Annotated in this window: 13 protein-coding genes; 5 read left to right on the forward strand and 8 right to left on the reverse strand. The window is 74.5% G+C overall.

Annotated features, from left to right (window positions below):
• Positions 1-133: 133 nt before the first annotated feature.
• A complete protein-coding gene (locus IE172_RS01210) occupies positions 134-667 on the reverse strand; it encodes a hypothetical protein (RefSeq protein WP_190095147.1) in 534 nt (177 codons plus the stop codon).
• 652 nt (positions 668-1,319) lie between these two features.
• Between IE172_RS01210 and mmsA the strand changes: the two genes are divergently transcribed.
• From mmsA to IE172_RS35225, 4 genes are all read left to right on the forward strand, one after another.
• Positions 1,320-2,822: a CoA-acylating methylmalonate-semialdehyde dehydrogenase gene (mmsA, locus tag IE172_RS01215; RefSeq protein ID WP_190095148.1), complete on the forward strand. Its 1,503-nt coding sequence runs from the start codon at positions 1,320-1,322 to the stop codon at positions 2,820-2,822.
• Between the two features lie 201 nt (positions 2,823-3,023).
• Positions 3,024-5,681 (forward strand): alpha/beta fold hydrolase, encoded by a 2,658-nt coding sequence (locus IE172_RS01220; protein WP_190095149.1) that lies wholly within the window; start codon positions 3,024-3,026, stop codon positions 5,679-5,681.
• Positions 5,678-6,580 (forward strand): ABC transporter permease, encoded by a 903-nt coding sequence (locus IE172_RS01225; RefSeq protein ID WP_190095150.1) that lies wholly within the window; start codon positions 5,678-5,680, stop codon positions 6,578-6,580. Before IE172_RS01220 ends, IE172_RS01225 begins: the two co-directional genes overlap by 4 nt.
• 174 nt (positions 6,581-6,754) lie before the next feature.
• On the forward strand, positions 6,755-7,696 hold the full coding sequence (locus IE172_RS35225; RefSeq protein WP_229885734.1) for a chaplin: 942 nt from the start codon (positions 6,755-6,757) through the stop codon (positions 7,694-7,696).
• 103 nt (positions 7,697-7,799) lie between these two features.
• On the opposite strand, the gene IE172_RS01235 is transcribed toward IE172_RS35225, so the two are convergent.
• Together IE172_RS01235 and IE172_RS01240 are read right to left on the reverse strand one after the other, a co-directional pair.
• A complete protein-coding gene (locus tag IE172_RS01235) occupies positions 7,800-9,065 on the reverse strand; it encodes an NAD(P)-binding domain-containing protein (protein WP_190095971.1) in 1,266 nt (421 codons plus the stop codon).
• Between the two features lie 2 nt (positions 9,066-9,067).
• Positions 9,068-10,336, reverse strand: coding sequence for a carboxylate--amine ligase (locus IE172_RS01240; protein WP_190095151.1), 1,269 nt, complete (start codon positions 10,334-10,336; stop codon positions 9,068-9,070).
• Between the two features lie 169 nt (positions 10,337-10,505).
• On the opposite strand from IE172_RS01240, the gene IE172_RS01245 reads away from it, so the two are divergent.
• Positions 10,506-11,840 carry a glycoside hydrolase family 26 protein gene (locus tag IE172_RS01245; protein WP_190095152.1) on the forward strand — a complete coding sequence of 445 codons (1,335 nt, stop codon included), beginning with the start codon at positions 10,506-10,508 and terminating at the stop codon, positions 11,838-11,840.
• Between the two features lie 56 nt (positions 11,841-11,896).
• On the opposite strand, the gene IE172_RS01250 is transcribed toward IE172_RS01245, so the two are convergent.
• From IE172_RS01250 to IE172_RS01270, 5 genes are read right to left on the reverse strand one after another with little or no spacing between them, the layout of a single operon-like run.
• Positions 11,897-12,547 (reverse strand): YveK family protein, encoded by a 651-nt coding sequence (locus IE172_RS01250; RefSeq protein ID WP_190095153.1) that lies wholly within the window; start codon positions 12,545-12,547, stop codon positions 11,897-11,899.
• Between the two features lie 15 nt (positions 12,548-12,562).
• Positions 12,563-13,699, reverse strand: a complete 1,137-nt coding sequence (locus IE172_RS01255) for a glycosyltransferase (protein ID WP_190095154.1) — start codon at positions 13,697-13,699, stop codon at positions 12,563-12,565.
• Between the two features lies 1 nt (position 13,700).
• Positions 13,701-14,465, reverse strand: coding sequence for a polysaccharide deacetylase family protein (locus IE172_RS01260; protein WP_190095155.1), 765 nt, complete (start codon positions 14,463-14,465; stop codon positions 13,701-13,703).
• Complete coding sequence (gene murJ, locus IE172_RS01265; RefSeq protein ID WP_229885735.1) at positions 14,449-16,221, reverse strand: murein biosynthesis integral membrane protein MurJ; 1,773 nt, start codon at positions 16,219-16,221, stop codon at positions 14,449-14,451. The genes IE172_RS01260 and murJ overlap by 17 nt, the downstream gene beginning before the upstream one ends.
• Positions 16,218-17,558, reverse strand: coding sequence for an O-antigen ligase family protein (locus IE172_RS01270; protein WP_190095156.1), 1,341 nt, complete (start codon positions 17,556-17,558; stop codon positions 16,218-16,220). Before IE172_RS01270 ends, murJ begins: the two co-directional genes overlap by 4 nt.
• Between the last annotated feature and the right edge of the window lie 6 nt (positions 17,559-17,564).

Consider the following 17,564-nt stretch of genomic DNA (forward strand, 5'->3'; position numbering starts at 1 on the left):
GCGCCGGGTGTGACGGAAGGCCCGCCTCCGCGTGACGCCCGTGACCGTGCCGGAGCTTTTGTGACAGGAGTGACGCACGGGCGCACCCCGGCTCACCGGCGGGGCGCATTGACTTCCGCGGCCCCGCGTGAGATCAGGCGGCGCCGGATGCGCGTATCAGCGCGTCCAGTTCGTCCGCGGAATCCGGTGCCAGCCGGTAGACGCCGTGCACGCTCACCGCGCTGCGCAGTTCGCCGTCCACCACGTGCCTGATCTGCCGCTCGCCCCGCCGGGACCGGTAGGTGAGCCGGGCCAGGAGGTCGGGCGGGACGGGGCGTTCGAAGGTGAGCGGGCTGCCGGGCGGGCCGACGACGACCTCGCTGACGCAGCCGGCCTTCAGCGGCTTCCAGTGGACCAGCCGGAGGTAGTCCTCCATGGCCAGTTCCTCACCCACGGTGTCGTAGTCCAGGACGCGCCCCGCCTCCATCGCCCCGAGCACCCACAGCCGCTTGCGGAGGACCCGGACCGGGTGGATCACGTCACCCGGGCGCACCCCGGCGCGCCGGAAGCTCGGCAGCGACTGGTGCGGCCCGCCGAACATCACGGTCAGGCGCTCGCCCGCGAAGCCCTCACGGGCCAGGGCCCGGCACAGGTCGTTGGTCCACAGGGTCGTGTACGCGTTCGCCATGGCACCGCACGGTAGCCGCGGGCACTGACAGCGAGGTCCGGCCACGACACCGCCTGTTCTCGTCCGAATGTCCGGACAAAACATTGACAGGGCTTCGGTGCCGGGCTAGAAACCTGGAGAGCCGGAAGAGAGAGCCGGACATGCCGTGGAGCCGGACCGGCCGTGAGGCCGTGTGTGCCGACGAGCCGTGCGAAGGGACGACCGCGATGGCGTACGACCCGATCACCCCGGGGTGGATCGGTGTGGACCCCGTGGCCGGGCCGCGCACCCCGAACGGGGCGCGTACGCCCACCGGACCGCGCACCCCCACCGGACCGTACGTCCCCCTGGGTGCCGCCCCCGGCACCCCACCGATCGCCTCCGGCGCGGGAGGCCGCCTCGCTTTGGCAGGAGCGAGCCGCGAGCGACGACTCCCCGCCCGCCGTGGCCCCGCGCCGGAGGTTCCGTCCCGCCCCCATGTGTCCACTCGCGGACCCGAACGGCCGACACAGTGTCGGGCCCGTCCGGGACCCGGGACCTGGTGGGATGAGGACATGGCCCGGAGCGCGGCGCACCCGCCCGCGACCGGGACGCAAGAGCAGGACCAGCTGTACGCGCTGCACGAACGGCACGTCTCCACCCGACGCCGCCCTCTGCGAAGGAGTTCTCGGTCATGACGAAGATCGTCAACCACTGGATCGGCGGCAAGACCGTCGAAGGCGCCTCGGGGAACCACGGGCCGGTCACCGACCCGGCGACCGGAGAGGTCACCACCCGGGTCGCGTACGCCTCCGTCGAGGAGGTCGACGCCGCGGTCGCCGCCGCCAAGGAGGCGTACCTGAGCTGGGGCCAGTCCTCGCTCGCCGCCCGCACCTCGATCCTGTTCAGGTTCCGCGCGCTGCTCGACGCCCACCGCGACGAGATCGCCGCACTGATCACCGCCGAGCACGGCAAGGTCCACTCCGACGCCCTCGGCGAGGTCGCCCGCGGCCTGGAGATCGTCGACCTGGCCTGCGGGATCAGCGTGCAGCTCAAGGGCGAGCTGTCCACGCAGGTCGCCAGCCGCGTCGACGTGTCCTCGATCCGCCAGCCGCTCGGCGTGGTCGCGGGCATCACCCCGTTCAACTTCCCGGCCATGGTGCCGATGTGGATGTTCCCCCTCGCCATCGCCTGCGGCAACACCTTCGTGCTGAAGCCGTCCGAGAAGGACCCCTCCGCCTCCGTCCGCCTCGCCGAACTGCTCGCGGAGGCCGGACTGCCCGACGGCGTGTTCAACGTCGTCCACGGCGACAAGGTGGCCGTCGACCGCCTCCTGGAGCACCCCGACGTCAAGGCCGTCTCCTTCGTCGGCTCCACCCCGATCGCCCGCCACATCCACACCACCGCCTCCGCCAACGGCAAGCGCGTCCAGGCCCTCGGCGGCGCCAAGAACCACATGCTGGTGCTGCCCGACGCCGACCTCGACGCCGCCGCCGACGCGGCCGTCTCCGCCGCCTACGGCTCGGCCGGCGAGCGCTGCATGGCGATCTCCGCCGTCGTCGCCGTCGGCGCGATCGGCGACACGCTGGTGGAGAAGATCCGCGAGCGCGCCGAGAAGATCAAGATCGGCCCCGGCAACGACCCCGCCTCCGAGATGGGCCCCCTGATCACCGCGGCCCACCGCGACAAGGTCGCCTCCTACGTCACCGGCGCGGCGGCCGAGGGCGCCGACGTGGTCCTCGACGGCACCGGCTACACCGTCGACGGCCACGAGAACGGCCACTGGATCGGCATCTCCCTCCTCGACAAGGTGCCGACGTCCGCCAAGGCCTACCAGGACGAGATCTTCGGCCCCGTCCTGTGCGTCCTGCGCGCCGAGACCTATGAGGAGGCCCTGGACCTCATCAACGCCTCCCCGTTCGGCAACGGCACCGCGATCTTCACCCGGGACGGCGGCGCCGCCCGCCGCTTCCAGCTGGAGGTCGAGGCCGGCATGGTCGGCGTCAACGTCCCGATCCCGGTCCCCGTCGGCTACCACTCCTTCGGCGGCTGGAAGGACTCCCTCTTCGGCGACCACCACATCTACGGCAACGACGGCACGCACTTCTACACCCGCGGCAAGGTCGTCACCACCCGCTGGCCCGACCCGGCCGACGCCCCGACCGGGGTCGACCTGGGCTTCCCGCGCAACCACTGACGCGGGCGGACCACCACGCCACCCCCCGGCCGGGACCGTGCTCACCTCCACGGTCCCGGCCGGCGGTCCGCGCCCGAGCGTGACCGGCCCCGCGTACCGCGAACGCGGTACGCGGCGGGCCTCCCGTACGCCGCAGGGAGGTCCCCCGGTTCGGTCTCCGGTCGACAACTGGCCGACAGGTCGACCCCGTACGGTTGACGCATGGATCTTCGACTGCCCGGAGCGCGGTGGCTGCGGTCACGGCGGCCGCGACGGACGGCCGCCGCCGCGGCCGCCGTCGTCGTGCTCGCCGGTGCCGGCACCTGGACCGCCGTCGCCTCGGACGACGCACCCCCGGTCCGGCGCGCCGACCGGGTCATGGCCACGGAGGACGGGGTGCGCATCGACACCTCGTACTTCACCGCCGGACCCGACGGCCGCCGCCCGGCCGTACTGCTCGGACACGGCTTCGGCGGCAGCAAGGAGGACGTGCGGCAGCAGGCCGAGGAACTCGCCCGCGACGGGTACGCGGTCCTCACCTGGTCCGCCCGCAGCTTCGGCAGGTCCACCGGGAAGATCGGGCTCAACGACCCCGACGGCGAGGTCGCCGACGTCTCCCGCCTGATCGACTGGCTCGCCGGCCGGCCCGAGGTACGGCTCGACAAGGACGGCGACCCGCGCGTCGGGATGGCCGGCGGCTCGTACGGAGGCGCCATCGCCCTGCTCACCGCCGGGCACGACGACCGGGTCGACGCCATCGCCCCGGCCATCACCTACTTCGACCTCGCCGACGCGCTGTTCCCCGGCGGGGTGTTCAAGAGGCTGTGGGCCGGCATCTTCGTCAACTCCGGCGGAGGGTGCGACAAGTTCGAGCCGGCGCTGTGCGAGATGTACGAGCGGGTCGCCGAGACCGGCGTCCCCGACGCCGAGGCCCGCGCACTCCTCGCAGCGCGCTCGCCGTCCGCCGTCGCCGACCGCATCGACGTGCCCACCCTCCTCCTGCAGGGCCAGTCGGACTCCCTCTTCCCGCTCGGCCAGGCCGACGCCGCCGCCCAGGCGATCCGCGCCAACGGCGCCCCCGTGGGCGTCGACTGGATCGCCGGCGGACACGACGGCGGCGACCCGGAGACCGCACGGGTGCGGCAGCGCGTGACCGCCTGGTTCGACCGCTACCTCAAGGACGACAAGGGCGCCGACACCGGCCCCGCCTTCCGCGTCACCCGCACCGGAGGAGTCGACTCCACCGACGGACGGGCCGTGCTGAACGGCGCGAGCGCCGACCGTTACCCGGGGCTCGGAAGCGGCGGCCGGACCGTCCCGCTCACCGGACGCGACGAGCAGAGCTTCGCCAACCCGGCCGGCGCGAGCCCGCCCGCCGTCTCCGCCCTGCCCGGCCTCGGCGGCTCCGGCGGACTCGCCCAGCTCTCCTCGCTCGGCGTCGGCGTCTCCCTGGACTTCCCCGGCCAGCACGCCCGCTTCGAATCCGCCCCGGTCCGCGGCGCCCTGCGGATCACCGGCTCACCGACCGTCACCGTGCACGTCAAGTCCACCAGCGACGACGCCGTCCTCTTCGCCAAGGTGTACGACGTCGGCCCGGACGGACGGCAGCAGGTGCTGCCCTCGCAGCTCGTCACCCCCGTCCGCGTCGAGGACGCCAGGGCCGGCAAGGACGTGAAGCTCACCCTGCCCGCCGTCGACCACGAGGTCGAGGACGGCCACCGGCTGCGCCTGGTCCTCGCCTCCACCGACCTCGGCTACGCCTCCCCGGCCACCCCGGCGACGTACACCGTCTCCCTCCGCGGCGACCTCACCGTCCCCACCGCGCCCGGTGTGACCACCGCCGCCGCCCCGCTGCCCGCGTGGGTGGTGTGGCTGCCGGCCGCCGGTGCGCTGACCGCCCTCGGCCTGCTGCTGACCGGCCGCCGCCGCACCACCGCCCCGGCCCCCGACCCCGCGCTCGCCGAGGTGCCCCTGCAGATCACCGGCCTGAGCAAGCGGTACGCCCGCTCCTCCGACCGGTACGCCGTGCGGGACCTGTCGTTCCGGGTGGAGAAGGGCCAGGTGCTCGGACTGCTTGGCCCGAACGGCGCCGGCAAGACGACCACCCTGCGCATGCTCATGGGCCTCATCAGGCCCGACGACGGCGAGATCCGCGTCTTCGGCCACGCCATCCGCCCCGGCGCCCCGGTGCTCTCCCGGGTCGGCGCCTTCGTCGAGGGCGCCGGCTTCCTGCCGCACCTGTCCGGCCGGGAGAACCTGGAGCTGTACTGGCGGGCCACCGGCCGCCCGCCCCAGGACGCCCACCTGGACGAGGCCCTGAAGATCGCCGGCCTCGGAGGCGCGCTCGCCCGCTCGGTGCGCACCTACTCCCAGGGCATGCGCCAGCGCCTCGCCATCGCCCAGGCCATGCTCGGCCTCCCGGACCTGCTCATCCTCGACGAGCCGACCAACGGCCTCGACCCGCCCCAGATCCGCGAGATGCGCGAGGTGATGATCCGGTACGCGGCCGCCGGACGCACGGTGATCGTCTCCAGCCACCTGCTGTCCGAGGTCGAGCAGTCCTGCACGCACCTCGTCGTCATGGACCGCGGACAGCTCGTCCAGGCGGGCCCGGTGCAGGAGATCGTCGGCTCCGGCGACACCCTCCTCGTCGGCACCGTCACGCCCGTGGAGGAGCCGGTCGCCGAGAAGATCGCCGCACTGCCGGGCGTCGCCTCGGCCGTCCGCACCGACGAGGGACTGCTGGTGCGGCTCGGCCCCGACGGCACCGCCCCGCGCCTGGTCGCCGAACTGGTCCGGCTGGACGTGCCCGTGGCGTCGGTCGGCCCGCACCGCCGCCTCGAGGACGCCTTCCTCACCCTGATCGGAGGTTCCGCATGAGCACGCTCACCGAGCGGGACGAACCCGCCGGGCCGGACGGGACGACCGCCCGCCCCGTCGAGGTCGCCGACGGCTACCGCGCGGGCCGCACCCTGCCGCTGCGGGTGGAACTGGTCCGCCAGCTCAAGCGCCGCCGCACCTACGTCATGGGCGCGGTCCTCGCCCTCCTGCCGTTCGTGCTGGTGGTCGCCTTCGCCATCGGCGGCGAACCGGACCGGCCCGGCGGCCGGGTGAACCTGATGGACACGGCCACCGCGTCCGGCGCCAACTTCGCCGCCGTGAACCTGTTCGTCTCGGCGGGCTTCCTGCTGGTCATCCCCGTCGCCCTGTTCTGCGGGGACACCGTCGCCTCGGAGGCCGGCTGGTCCTCCCTGCGCTACCTGCTCGCCGCGCCCGTGCCCCGGATGCGCCTGCTGTGGTCCAAGCTGATCGTCGGACTGGGGCTGAGCCTCGCCGCGATGGTGCTGCTGCCGGTGGTCGCCCTCGCCGTCGGCACCGTCGCCTACGGCTGGGGCCCGCTGAAGATCCCCACCGGCGGGGCGCTCGACCCGGGGACCGCCGCGCAGCGGCTCGTGATCGTCGTGGCGTACCTGTTCGTGTCGCAACTGGTCACCGCCGCCCTGGCGTTCTGGCTGTCCACCCGCACCGACGCCCCGCTGGGCGCGGTCGGCGGGGCCGTGGGCCTGACCATCGTCGGCAATGTGCTGGACGCCGTCACCGCACTCGGCGACTGGCGTCACTTCCTGCCCGCGCACTGGCAGTTCGCCTGGGCCGACGCCGTCCAGCCCAGCCCGGAGTGGTCCGGCATGATCCAGGGCGCGGCGGTGTCCGTGACGTACGCGCTCGTGCTGTTCGCGCTGGCGTTCCGCGGGTTCGTGCGCAAGGACGTCGTGTCGTGAGAAGGCGGGACGTGGTGTCCTGACGCCCGGCCCGCGCGCCCGTCGCGCGGGCCAACCGGGTGAACCTGCGCAACCGATTCCGTGGAGCCGGGTTGATGAAGGAGTAGGCCATGCGGCAGCGGAGGGCCAGAACGCGTGGCCGCTCCCGATTCTCCAAGCAGGAAGACAACCACATTGCGACAGACCCTGAGCAGGGGAGTGTTCGCGGCGGCCGCCACCGCCACGGGCATTCTGTCCCTGTACGGAACCCCCGCCCTCGCCGACTCGTTCGCGGGGGGCGGCGCCGAGGATTCTCCCGGTGTGCTGTCCGGGAACAACGTGCAGGCCCCGGTCCACGTGCCGGTCAACGCGTGCGGCAACACCGTCACGGGGATCGGCGCCTTCAACGAGGCGTCCGACAACACGTGCGTCAACACGTCCGAGGGCGGCAAGCACGGTGACGGCGCGCACGCCGTCGGCGGCACCAAGGGCTCGCCCGGCGTGGCCTCCGGCAACACCGTGCAGGCCCCGGTCCACGCCCCGGTCAACGTGTGCGGCAACACCGTGACCGGCGCGGGCGCGTTCAACAGCGCGCACGACAACACCTGCGTCAACACCTCCGGCGGCGACCACTCCAAGAAGTCCGCGGACCGTTCGGTGGACCCCGCGCACAAGGAGTCCTCGCACCAGGGGGCCGGCACCTCGTACCACGAGTCCGGCGCCTCGCACAGCGAGTCCGGCGGCGCGCACGCGGTGGGCGCCGCCAAGGGCTCGCCCGGCGTGCTCTCCGGCAACCTGATCCAGGCGCCCATCGACCTGTCGCTGAACGCCTGCGGCAACAGCGTCAACCTGGTGGGCCTGTTCAACGACGCGAGCGACAACACCTGCGTCAACGAGACGGGTCACAAGAAGGAGAAGGAGAAGGAGAAGGACAAGGAGACGCCCGAGCCTCCCACCAAGGTGAAGACGCCCCCGACGCGGGACGAGGAGCCGCCCGCCGGGGAAGTGCCCGGCAACCCGCCGCACCTGGCGGAGACCGGCAGCGACGGCCTGCTGGCCGCCTCGGCCGCCGGCGCCGCGCTGCTCGCGGGCGGTGCGATGCTGTACCGTCGCGGCCGCGTCGGCGCCCGCCGCTAGCCGCGCACCGGGTTCCGGACCCGCCCCGGCCGGTACCCGCACCCCTCCAGCGAAGCGTCCCCCGGACCTCCAGGTCCGGGGGACGCTTCGTCGTGGCCCGCCGTCAGCCGCGTACCGGTGACGGCGCCCCGCTGCGGCTGCCGCTGCCCGGGACGGGAACCGTGCCGCGCACCGGGGTCGAGCCGAGCCGCCGGCGCACCCCCTGGACCAGCGTCGACGCCGTGTACGTCGCACCGTGCACGAAGCGCATCGCCGGGCCGAAACCGGACGCGGTCACCAGGCCGGCCAGGAACAGACCGGGGTGCGAGGACTCGAAACCGTGACCGACCGCGGGGGTGCCGTCGGGCAGCGCCACCATCGAGCCGCGCAGCTCCGCGGAGAGCAGGCTGAGCCGGTCACGGTACGCCTTGAACCCGGTGGCGGCGATGACGTGCTCCGTCTCCAGGCTGCGCCGGGCACCCCGGTGGTCGGTCAGGTCGAGCCGCAGTCCGCCCGGCACCGCGGCGGCGGCCGTCACCTCGTGGCCCGGCAGCAGGTCCACCGCCCGCTCCACCCGGTCCCGCACCCACCAGGCGCCCGCCGGACCCAGCGCCGTGGCCGCGATCCGGGCCCGGGTCGCCTCCGGCAGCCGCCGGAACAGGCCCGGCCGCTCGGAGTAGAACCAGTTCCGCCAGCCGGGGCCCAGCCCGCTGTGCGGCGAGCGGACCGACTGCCACCGGGAACGCTCCAGGGCGGGCGGCACGTCGTTCCACCGCAGCCGCTCCGCCCGCGCCAGCACCCGCACCCGCGTGCCCTGTTCGGCGAGGAGCGCCGCCGTCTCCAGGGCCGCCTGGCCGCCCCCGATCACCGTGACGTCCTTGCCCTGAAAGTGGCCCAGGTCGCTGTGGTGGCTGCTGTGCGTCACCAGCGTGGGGTGCAGTCCGCGCAGGGCCGCCGGCACCTCGATGAACGGCATCACCCCCACCGCCAGCGCCACCGTCCGCGCCCGCAGCGCCTCCCCGTCGTCGGTGACGGCCGTGAAGCCGTCGGCACCGTACGCCACCCGCGCGATCATGCGCTCGTCCACCGCCGGCCCGGCGTGGTGGGCGAACCACAGGCCGTACGAGGCGAACGCCTCCACGGGGATCGGCTCCGCGTGACGCGCCGTCATGCCCTGCTCGGCGCAGTACGCCTCCAGCGTCCACCGCCCGGCCGGGTCGGACAGGTTGGACGCCCACGGCTCCGACTTCAGGAACATGCCGCCGGGCATGTGGTCCCGCCAGGACGCCATGGGCCGGCCGAACACGCGCAGGTTCAGTCCGGCGGCCGCCGCGTGGGACGCGATCGACAGACCGTAGGGACCCGCGCCCACCACCAGAAGGTCGTACATCATCAGCTGCTCGCTTTCTCGTTGTCGGTCAGGGAGGTCGAGGGGGCCGGGGACACGGCGGCCGTCGTGGCCGGGCGCGGCGCCGGCACCGCCGCCGCCGGGCCCAGTCGCTGCCGCAGCCGGCCCGACACATGGCGGGCCCACAGACCCCACATCGCCCATCCGGGGGCGCGGTCGTCCCGGGCGTACCAGGCCAGTTCGCGCCCTCCGGGCGCCGTGCGCAGCGCGGCGAACGGCGCGTAGTTCTCCACCACGAACGCCCGCCCGGCCACCGGATCCCCCTCCGGCAGCGGACGGCCCGTCAGGTCCAGGTGCAGCGCGCGTACGACGTCCACTCCCGCGCTGTCCGCGAACAGCCGGAACTGGGCGCCGGGGCGCGGGTTGAAGTCGAGGAGGTGGTAGCGGCCCGTCGAGCCGCAGCGGCGGAAGTCGAGGTCGAGGACCCCGCGGTAGCCGAGCGCGTCGGTGACGCGTTCGGCGAGCGCCACCACCTCGGCGTTGGGCGTCCAGTGGCCGACCGCGGTCAGTCCCGCGCCCCGCGGCCAGGACAGCCGCTTGCGGCCCGGACCGCCCGCGCGCAGGAGGCCCGTGCCGTCGGCGTAGCCGTGGAAGAACCAGTCCCGGTCCTCGCCCGGCGGCAGGAACGCCTGGAGCAGCAGCGGGCTGCCCGCCTCGGCGGTACGCGCGTGCAGGTCCCGGGCCTGCCGCTCGGAGTGCACCAGCGAGGTGCTGCGCAGTCCGCTGCCCGGCGGGAGCAGCCAGGGCCGGCTCCACTTCGCCACCAGCGGGAAGCCGAGCCGCCGCGCGTCGTCGGCCGCGGCGGCGGGGCTGTCCGGGACGAGCGTCGTCGGGTGCGGGACGCCGGCGTCGGCGCACACGGCGGCCAGCCCGGCCTTGTCGGCGACCCGTTCGGGCAGCGTCGCGGGCATCCCGGGCAGCAGGTAGGACGGCGTGAGGTCCTCGCGCAGGCGGGCCGCGGCGATCGCGGTCGCGTCGTCCATCGGGACCAGCACGGCCGGACGCCCCACCTGCCCGGCCACCCGGCGCAGCACGGCGAGGATCTCGTCCGCGGACGCCCCGGGGGAGGGCGGCTGGTGGACACGGCGGACATAGCGCGAGCGCCCCACGGGACTTCCCGCGCAGTCGGCGACGACATGTACGTCCACACCGGCCCGCCCGAGCGACCGTACGGCGCCCAGCGTTCCATGGTGAAAGGGATTCCGGTCGATCCGCAGAACTACGGCGGGAACTCCGGTGTCAAGCAGCGACACGCATTCTCACTTTCCTCTGGCACAGGCTCACCCGCACGGGGCATCACGGCACTCGAAAGCCGCAGTGGCAGTGGCAGCGTCGGATTTCTTATGACTGACTTCATATGACTGTTCGTCAACAGCGAGACATCAGGCAGCAGGCTGACGAGAGCGAGAAGAGGAGCAGCCAATGGCCCCACAGCACAGGCGGGTCCGGGCCCGCACCATGGCCGTGGGCGCGGCGGCGTTCGTCGTGTCGGCCGCCCTGGCGGCCGGCCCCGCGGCGGGGGCGGTGCGGGCCGACGGCTCCCGCCCCGCGCTGCCGGGACCGACGGAGCCCGCGGCGCGGGCCGTACCGACGCCCGCCGTCCCCGTGCCCACCGTCCCCACGCCCGAGATCCCCGACATCCCCGAGTTCCCGTTCCCCGACCTTCCGGACTTCCCCGAGGTGCCGGTGCTCCACCCGCCGGCGTCCGGCCCGCCCTCCGTTCCGCCGCGGAACGACGGCGTGCCGGCCTTCGGGGCCTTCCTCGCCTCCGACGAGCGCGGCGTGGCCCGCATGGAGGAGTTCAGCCGCTGGCTGGGCGGCGCGGAGCTGCGCGTCGGCCACACCTACCTGCCCGGCAACCGCTGGAGCGACATCGAGGGCGACATCGCGTTCCTGGAGTCGTGGGCGCGCTGGCGCAACGCCGACGCCGACCGGATGCTCGTCCTCAACGTGCCCATGCAGGAACGCAACGAGGAGGGCGTCTCCGACGAGGACGTCCGCAAGCTGCTGCGACGGGGCGCGGCCGGCGAGTTCGACCACCACTTCCGCGCCCTCGCCGAGCGGCTCGTCGACCTGAAGGTGCCCGACACGGTCGTGGTGCTCGGCTGGGAGATGAACGGCGTCACCTACACCCACCGGTGCGGACCCGACCCGCAGGCGTGGAAGAAGTACTGGAACCGCATCGTCAGGACCATGCGCGCGGTCCCCGGCCAGCAGTTCAAGTTCGACTTCACCCCGAGCCGCGGCCGGGACGCCGTCCCCTGGACGGAGTGCTACCCCGGGGACGACACCGTCGACATCGTCGGAATGGATTCCTACGACCAGCCGTCCGGGATGTCCTTCGACGAACAGGTCAGGGAACCCTACGGACTCCAGGCGCACGTCGATTTCGCCAAGAAGCACGGCAAGCCCATTTCCTACCCGGAATGGGGGCTCTTCCGCAACGGCGACAATCCCGAGTACATGCGGCGCATGCTCGACTGGATGGAGCGGCACCGGCCGCTCTACAACACGGTGACCGACTACTGCCCGCACGGGGTGTGGCAGTGCGACGACAACCCCGAGTCGTCCCGCGTCTACAAGAGCGTGCTCAACGGACGCACCCACGACGCCGACCCCGGCACCCCGGCGCCGACCGAGCCGGCCGGTGAACTGCCCCCGGACAACTGCTCGCCGCTGGACCTGGGCCGCTGGGTGGAGCACTGGCTCGGCGGGAAGCTCTGCGTCCGGTTCGACTGGTGGTCGCGCAGCCGCTAGGGCGGATCGTGCCGGGGCCGAGGGCGAGCGAGCCGTCCCGGCCCGGAACGCCGCCGTCACCGCGGCACGTCGGCGGCGGCGGCGGGACCGGGCACCGAGGCGGCGGGCACCGGGCCGTCGTCCCGGCCGCCCCGCTTCGGCCGCGCGAGCAGGGCCAGGCCGCCCAGCAGCCCGCCCGCGCTCGCCCCCACCAGCGTGGTGAGCGGCGTCGACGCGGTCGCCGGACCGCCCGGCTTCACGGCGCGCGAGAACTGCACCAGCCGCACCTGGGTGCTGCCCTTGGTGTCCTCCGCGTGCCGGGTCAGCGCGCGCGAGACCGCGTTGGCCATGTCGACGGCCTCCTCGGGTCGGGTCGAGGTGGCCGTGACGGACACCATCGGCGCGTCCGGCGAGGTCGCCGTGCGCACGCTGTCCCGCAGCGTCCGCACCGGCACCCCCGCCCACACCTGCGCGTCGCCGAGCACCGCGACCTGGGTCGCGACCCGCCCGTAGGCCTGGGCGAAACCGCGGGCGGCGTCCGGGGTCGACCCCTGGGCCGGTACGGCGACGACATAACTGGTGGCCGTGTACGACGGGGGCGTGAGCAGGCCGTACGCGCCGCCGAGCAGTCCGCCGAGGAACGTGCCTGCCACCAGCGCGGACCAGGCCGGCAGCTGCTTGACGCGGTCCAGGGACGGAAGGCGCCGGCGGGTCGGGGTGTCGGTCATGACGGGCTTGCTCCCTTAACGTACGGGGGACGGCGACGAGCCGGACACGGCTGCCCGGTACACGTCCATGAGGCGGGCTGTGCTGCGGGTGATGCTGTAGTGGCGGGCGGCCTGGCCGGCCGTGCGCGGGGCGGGGCCCGCCGCCCGGACCTCCGCGATCGCGCGGGCGTACGCGTCCGGGCCGCCGCGCACCCGCCGGGCACCCGCGGACGCCGCGGCCGGCAGGTCCTCGATCGCCGGGCAGGAGGCGTAGAGCACCGGCAGTCCCGACGCCAGCGCCTCCACGGCGGCGAGCCCGAACGCCTCCTCCGCGGACGGCGAGGCGAACAGGTCCATCGCCGAGGTGAGCGAGGGCAGATCGGGCCCCGGGGAGCCGTCGGGAAGACCGGGGCGCTCACCGGTGAACAGCACCCGCCCGGCCACCTGGGCCTCATGGGCCGTGCGGCGCAGCAGGTGCTCCTCGGGGCCGCCGCCCACCAGCAGCAGCCAGTGGTCCTCCGGCAGCCTGGCCAAAGCCTGGACGAGGACGTCGAACCGCTTGCCGCGGGCGAGCCGGCCCACGCCGCCGATCACGAAGGCGCCCTCCGGCAGACCGAGGCGCCGCCGCGTGCGCTCACGGCGCTCCGGGTCGAAGCGGAAGCGGTCCACGTCGATGCCGTTGGGGACGACCTCGATACGGGGGGCGGGCACGCCCCAGCGCTTCAGCCGGTCGGCCACCGTCGGGGAGACGGCGACCGTCGCCGAGCCGAGCCGCTCGCTCGCCAGATACAGCGCCCGCACCCCCGGTGTCAGCCGCCGCCCCTCCATCTGCGAGTCGCCGAGGGAGTGTTCGGTGGCGACGACCGCGCGGACCCCGGCGACCCGGGCCGCGAGCCGGCCGTAGACGCAGGCCCGGTACAGGTGGGTGTGGACCAGGTCGTAGCCGCCGGAGCGGATCACGCGCACCAGACGGGGCAGGGCGGCCAGGTCACGGTTGCCGGTCATGCCCAGGTGCACGACCCGGACCCCGTCCGCGCCGAGCCCCTCCGCGACCGGGCCCGGGTTGGTGAGCGTCACCACGTCGCAGTCGACGGGCAGATGACGCAGCAGCAGCCGCAGCTGCAGCTCGGCCCCGCCGACCCCCAGACCGGTGATGATGTGCAGTGCCCTCATCTCACACGCCCTCCACCGCACGCCGGCGCAGCCGGTGCAGCTTGAGCTTGAGGTGCAGGCGCAGCGCCGTGTCGTCCTGCCCCACGTGCGCGCGCGGCAGGGCGTGCGGCCCGGTCAGCGGGCCGGGATCGATCGCGCAGGCGTACGCGTAGCCCGCCTCGCGCACGGCCTCGACCGCACGCGCGTCGACCGTGCCGTACGGGTAGCAGAACCCGGCGACCGGGGCGCCGGTCAGCTCCTCGAGGCGGGCGCGGCTCCCGGCGACCTCGGCGGTGAGGGTGGCGTCGTCCGCGCGGGTGAGGTCGACGTGGGTCAGCCCGTGCGAGCCGATCTCCACGCCCGCCTCGGCTGCGCGCCGGATGCCGTCCGCGGTCAGCAGCGGCTTGCGCGGGCCGAGCGGGTCCCATTCGTTGTCGCCGCCGAGCCGCCCCGGCAGGACGAACAAGGTCGCGCCGCAGTGGAAGCGCCGCAGCAGCGGCAGCGCGGTGGTGAGGAAGTCGGTGTACCCGTCGTCGAAGGTGAGACCGACCAGGCCCCGCCCCTCGCCCCGGGCCCGCGCGGCGAGCAGCTCGGCGACGGACACCCCGCGCAGCCCGCGCCGGCGCAGCCAGGCCAGCTGCCGTTGCAGCCGCTCGGGCGTGACGGTGATGCGGTAGGGGTCGTCCGAGCAGTCGCCCACCGAGTGGTACATCGCCACCCAGGGGAAGGACCCGGAGCGGGGGGCCGGTCGTCTGCCGGCGTCGAGGGAATCAACGGAAGCGGCCATGTGTCAGCTTTCGTGTGACGGTGCGTACGGAGCGCAGCGCGGTTGCGGGGCCCCGGGTGCCGAGGACGGACAGGACGAGCGGGACGAAGACGGCGGTCACGGTGAGGCAGCCGGCCGCGAGCGCCGCCACCGGCGAGGCGAACCGGCTCGCGGCGTACGCCCCGGCGGCGATGGCGAGGGCGGAGGCGAGGACGGGCCGGCTCAGCTCGGCCAGGACCTTGCGCACCCCGACCGAGACGCCGGTGGCGGTCCCGCGACGGGCGGTGCGCAGGCCCGCCAGCATCAGCGCCGCCGTGACGGTGATGCCGAGGGCGTTGGCGGCGGCGATCCCCGCCACACCCCAGCGGCCCACGCCCAGCGCCCCGACCAGCGACGTCACGACGATGCCCGCGGCCATCACGCCGACGGGGTACCAGCGGGGAAGGCCCGCCGAGAAGTAGCAGCGGACCAGGGCGCCCACCAGGGTCTGGCCGAGCAGCCCCAGCGCGTACACCCGCATCACGTCCGCCGTCGCGGCGGTGTCGGCGCCGGTGAACGCGCCCCGCTGGAAGAGCAGTCCGATCATCTGGGGGGCGCAGGCGATCACCGCGCACATGCCGAGCAGCACCACGCAGGACGCCAGCACCAGGTCCCGCTCCACCCGGGCCCGGGCCCGCTCGGTGTCGCCGTCCGCGAGGGCGCGCGCCACCACCGGGAAGGTGACGGTGCACACCATCAGCGACAGCGTCATCGGGATCTGGGCGACCTTCTGCGCGTAGTTCAGGTGCGAGATGGCGCCGGCGGGCAGCGAGGACGCCAGGAAGCGTTCGACGAGGACCTGTGACTGGCGGCACAGCGCGAACAGCAGCACGGAGGCGATCAGGGCGAGCCGCACCGGCCGTTCCTCGTCGGCGGGCCCGCTGGCGGCGGGCCGCGGAGCGCGGGACGCCAGCTCCCGCCACAGCGACGGCAGTTGCACCGCCACCATCAGACAGCCGCCCACCGCGACCCCGACCGCGGCGGCACGCACCCCCCACGCCCCGCCGAGCAGGAACATCATCGCGACGATGCCCGTGTTGTAGGCGACGTAGATCGCCGCCGGCGCGGAGAAGCGGCGGTGCGCCCGCAGGGCGGCGCTGCAGTACCCGGCGAGCCCGAACGCCAGCAGGCTGATCGCGGTGAGCCGGGTGCAGTCGACGGCCAGGCCCGGATCGGGCAGCCCCGGAGCCAGCACCCGCACCAGGTACGGGGCGCCGGCGGCGGTCAGCGCGGCCACCGCGGCGAAGGCGAGGCACAGCCGGGGCAGCGTGGCCCCGACCAGCTCGCGGACCGGGTCGCCGGGAACCCCCCGGGCCCGCCGCGCCAGCGCCAGGCTGAACGCGGGGATGAGCGCGATCGCCAGCCCGTCCTCGATCAGCAGCGTGGCGGCGATCTCCGGCACCGTCCACGCGACGAGGAACGCGTCCGTGTCGCTCCCGGCCCCGAACAGCCGCGCCAGTGACTGGTCCCGGACCAGCCCGAGCACCGACCCGGCGATGGACAGCACCGCCGTGACCAGCGCGGCCCGCGCGAGGAAACCCCGCGACGCCGCACCCTTCGCCCCGTCACCGTCACCGTCACCGTCACCGCTCCCCGACCCGGCCGCGCGCGGCCCCGGTTCACCGACCGTGCGCCCACCCGCCGAGCCGGGACGGGGCACGCCGGGCGCGCCCGCCGGGCGCCCGTCCGTCGTGAGACTGTCGCCCGGGCCGGTCCGCCGGGAGTGCAGTGCCGTCATCGCGCCAGGGCCTCCTCGACCCGCCCGGGCACCTCGTCCGGGCAGGCGGGGTCCGGGCGTTCGACGCGGGCCAGACCCCACCACGCCGTCAGCCCCAGGGCCACACCGGTCAGCACCGTCGAGGGCCCGCCGATGTCGCCGTACGCGTAGTCGGTCAGCTGCCACAGCAGCAGGCCGCAGGCGATCAGGCCGCAGTCGAGGCCGGGGCCCCGGCGCACCCGCAGCAGTGCGCGCGCCGCGCACACCAGCAGCGCCAGCCAGCTCCCGGCCAGCGTCAGCACCCCGACCAGGCCCTGCTCGCTCAGCACCAGCAGGTACATGTTGTGCGGCGAGAGCAGCGCCTGCCTGTGGAAGGTCTCGCCGGCGCCCTCGATGTCACTGCCCGAGGACAGGGCCAGGGTGGCGTGCCCGTCCCGGTACTCGGGGAAGTTCTTCAGCCCCACGCCGGTCAGCGGCTCCTCGCGCCACATGCCGGTGGCCGCCGCCCACAGGGTGTACCGGTCGGTCACGGACTGGTCCGGGGCGTCGGCGACCTGCGTGATGCTGTCGATCCGCTCCGAGAGCATCGCCGTACCGACCCCGAACCCGCCCATGAGGACCACCGCCGAGGCGACCACGGCGGCCCCCACCTTCAGCGCCCGCCGCAGCCCCGCCAGCGCCAGCTGCACGGAGCACGTCAGCGCGGTCGCGATCCAGGCGCCCCGGCTGAAGGACAGCGCCAGCGGCAGCACCAGCAGCAGCGCGCACCCGGCGGCCACCGCCCGCTGCCACCGCGGCGCGTGGCCCAGCGCGAGCCCGGCCGCGCAGACCAGGCCCAGCGACACCGCCGTCGCCATGCCCATCACGTCCTGCGCCCCGAAGGTCCCGACGGCCCGGACGGTCTCCCCCTGGTAGGAGGCACCGGTGCCGGTGACGTACTGGTGCACGCCCACGGCCCCCTGCCACAGCGCGAGCCCCACGAACGACCAGGCCAGCACCCGGAAGTCGGCCCGGCCCCGGAGCAGCACCAGCACCACCGCCGGGACCAGCACGAAGACCTGGAGGTAGCGGCACATGCCGCCGATCCCCGCCGCCGCCGAACCCGCCCCCATGGCGGCCAGCGCCAGCCCCACGACCGGCAGCCCCAGCACCACCGCCGCGCGGCGCGACAGCGGACGCCGCCGCTCCCGCAGCAGACGGATCACGCAGTACCCCACCGCCAACGCGGACATCACGTCGGCGGGCCCCGCGCCGTCCCCCGTCGGCGGGAGCGCCAGCAGGGCGACCACCGCCACCAGCGGCAGCACCGGGCCGAGCGCGGCGGCCCGGCGCGGCAGGGGTACGAGGACGTGGCTCACCTGTCG

The organism is Streptomyces griseoflavus (assembly GCF_014649995.1).
Classification (GTDB): Bacteria; Actinomycetota; Actinomycetes; order Streptomycetales; family Streptomycetaceae; genus Streptomyces; species Streptomyces griseoflavus.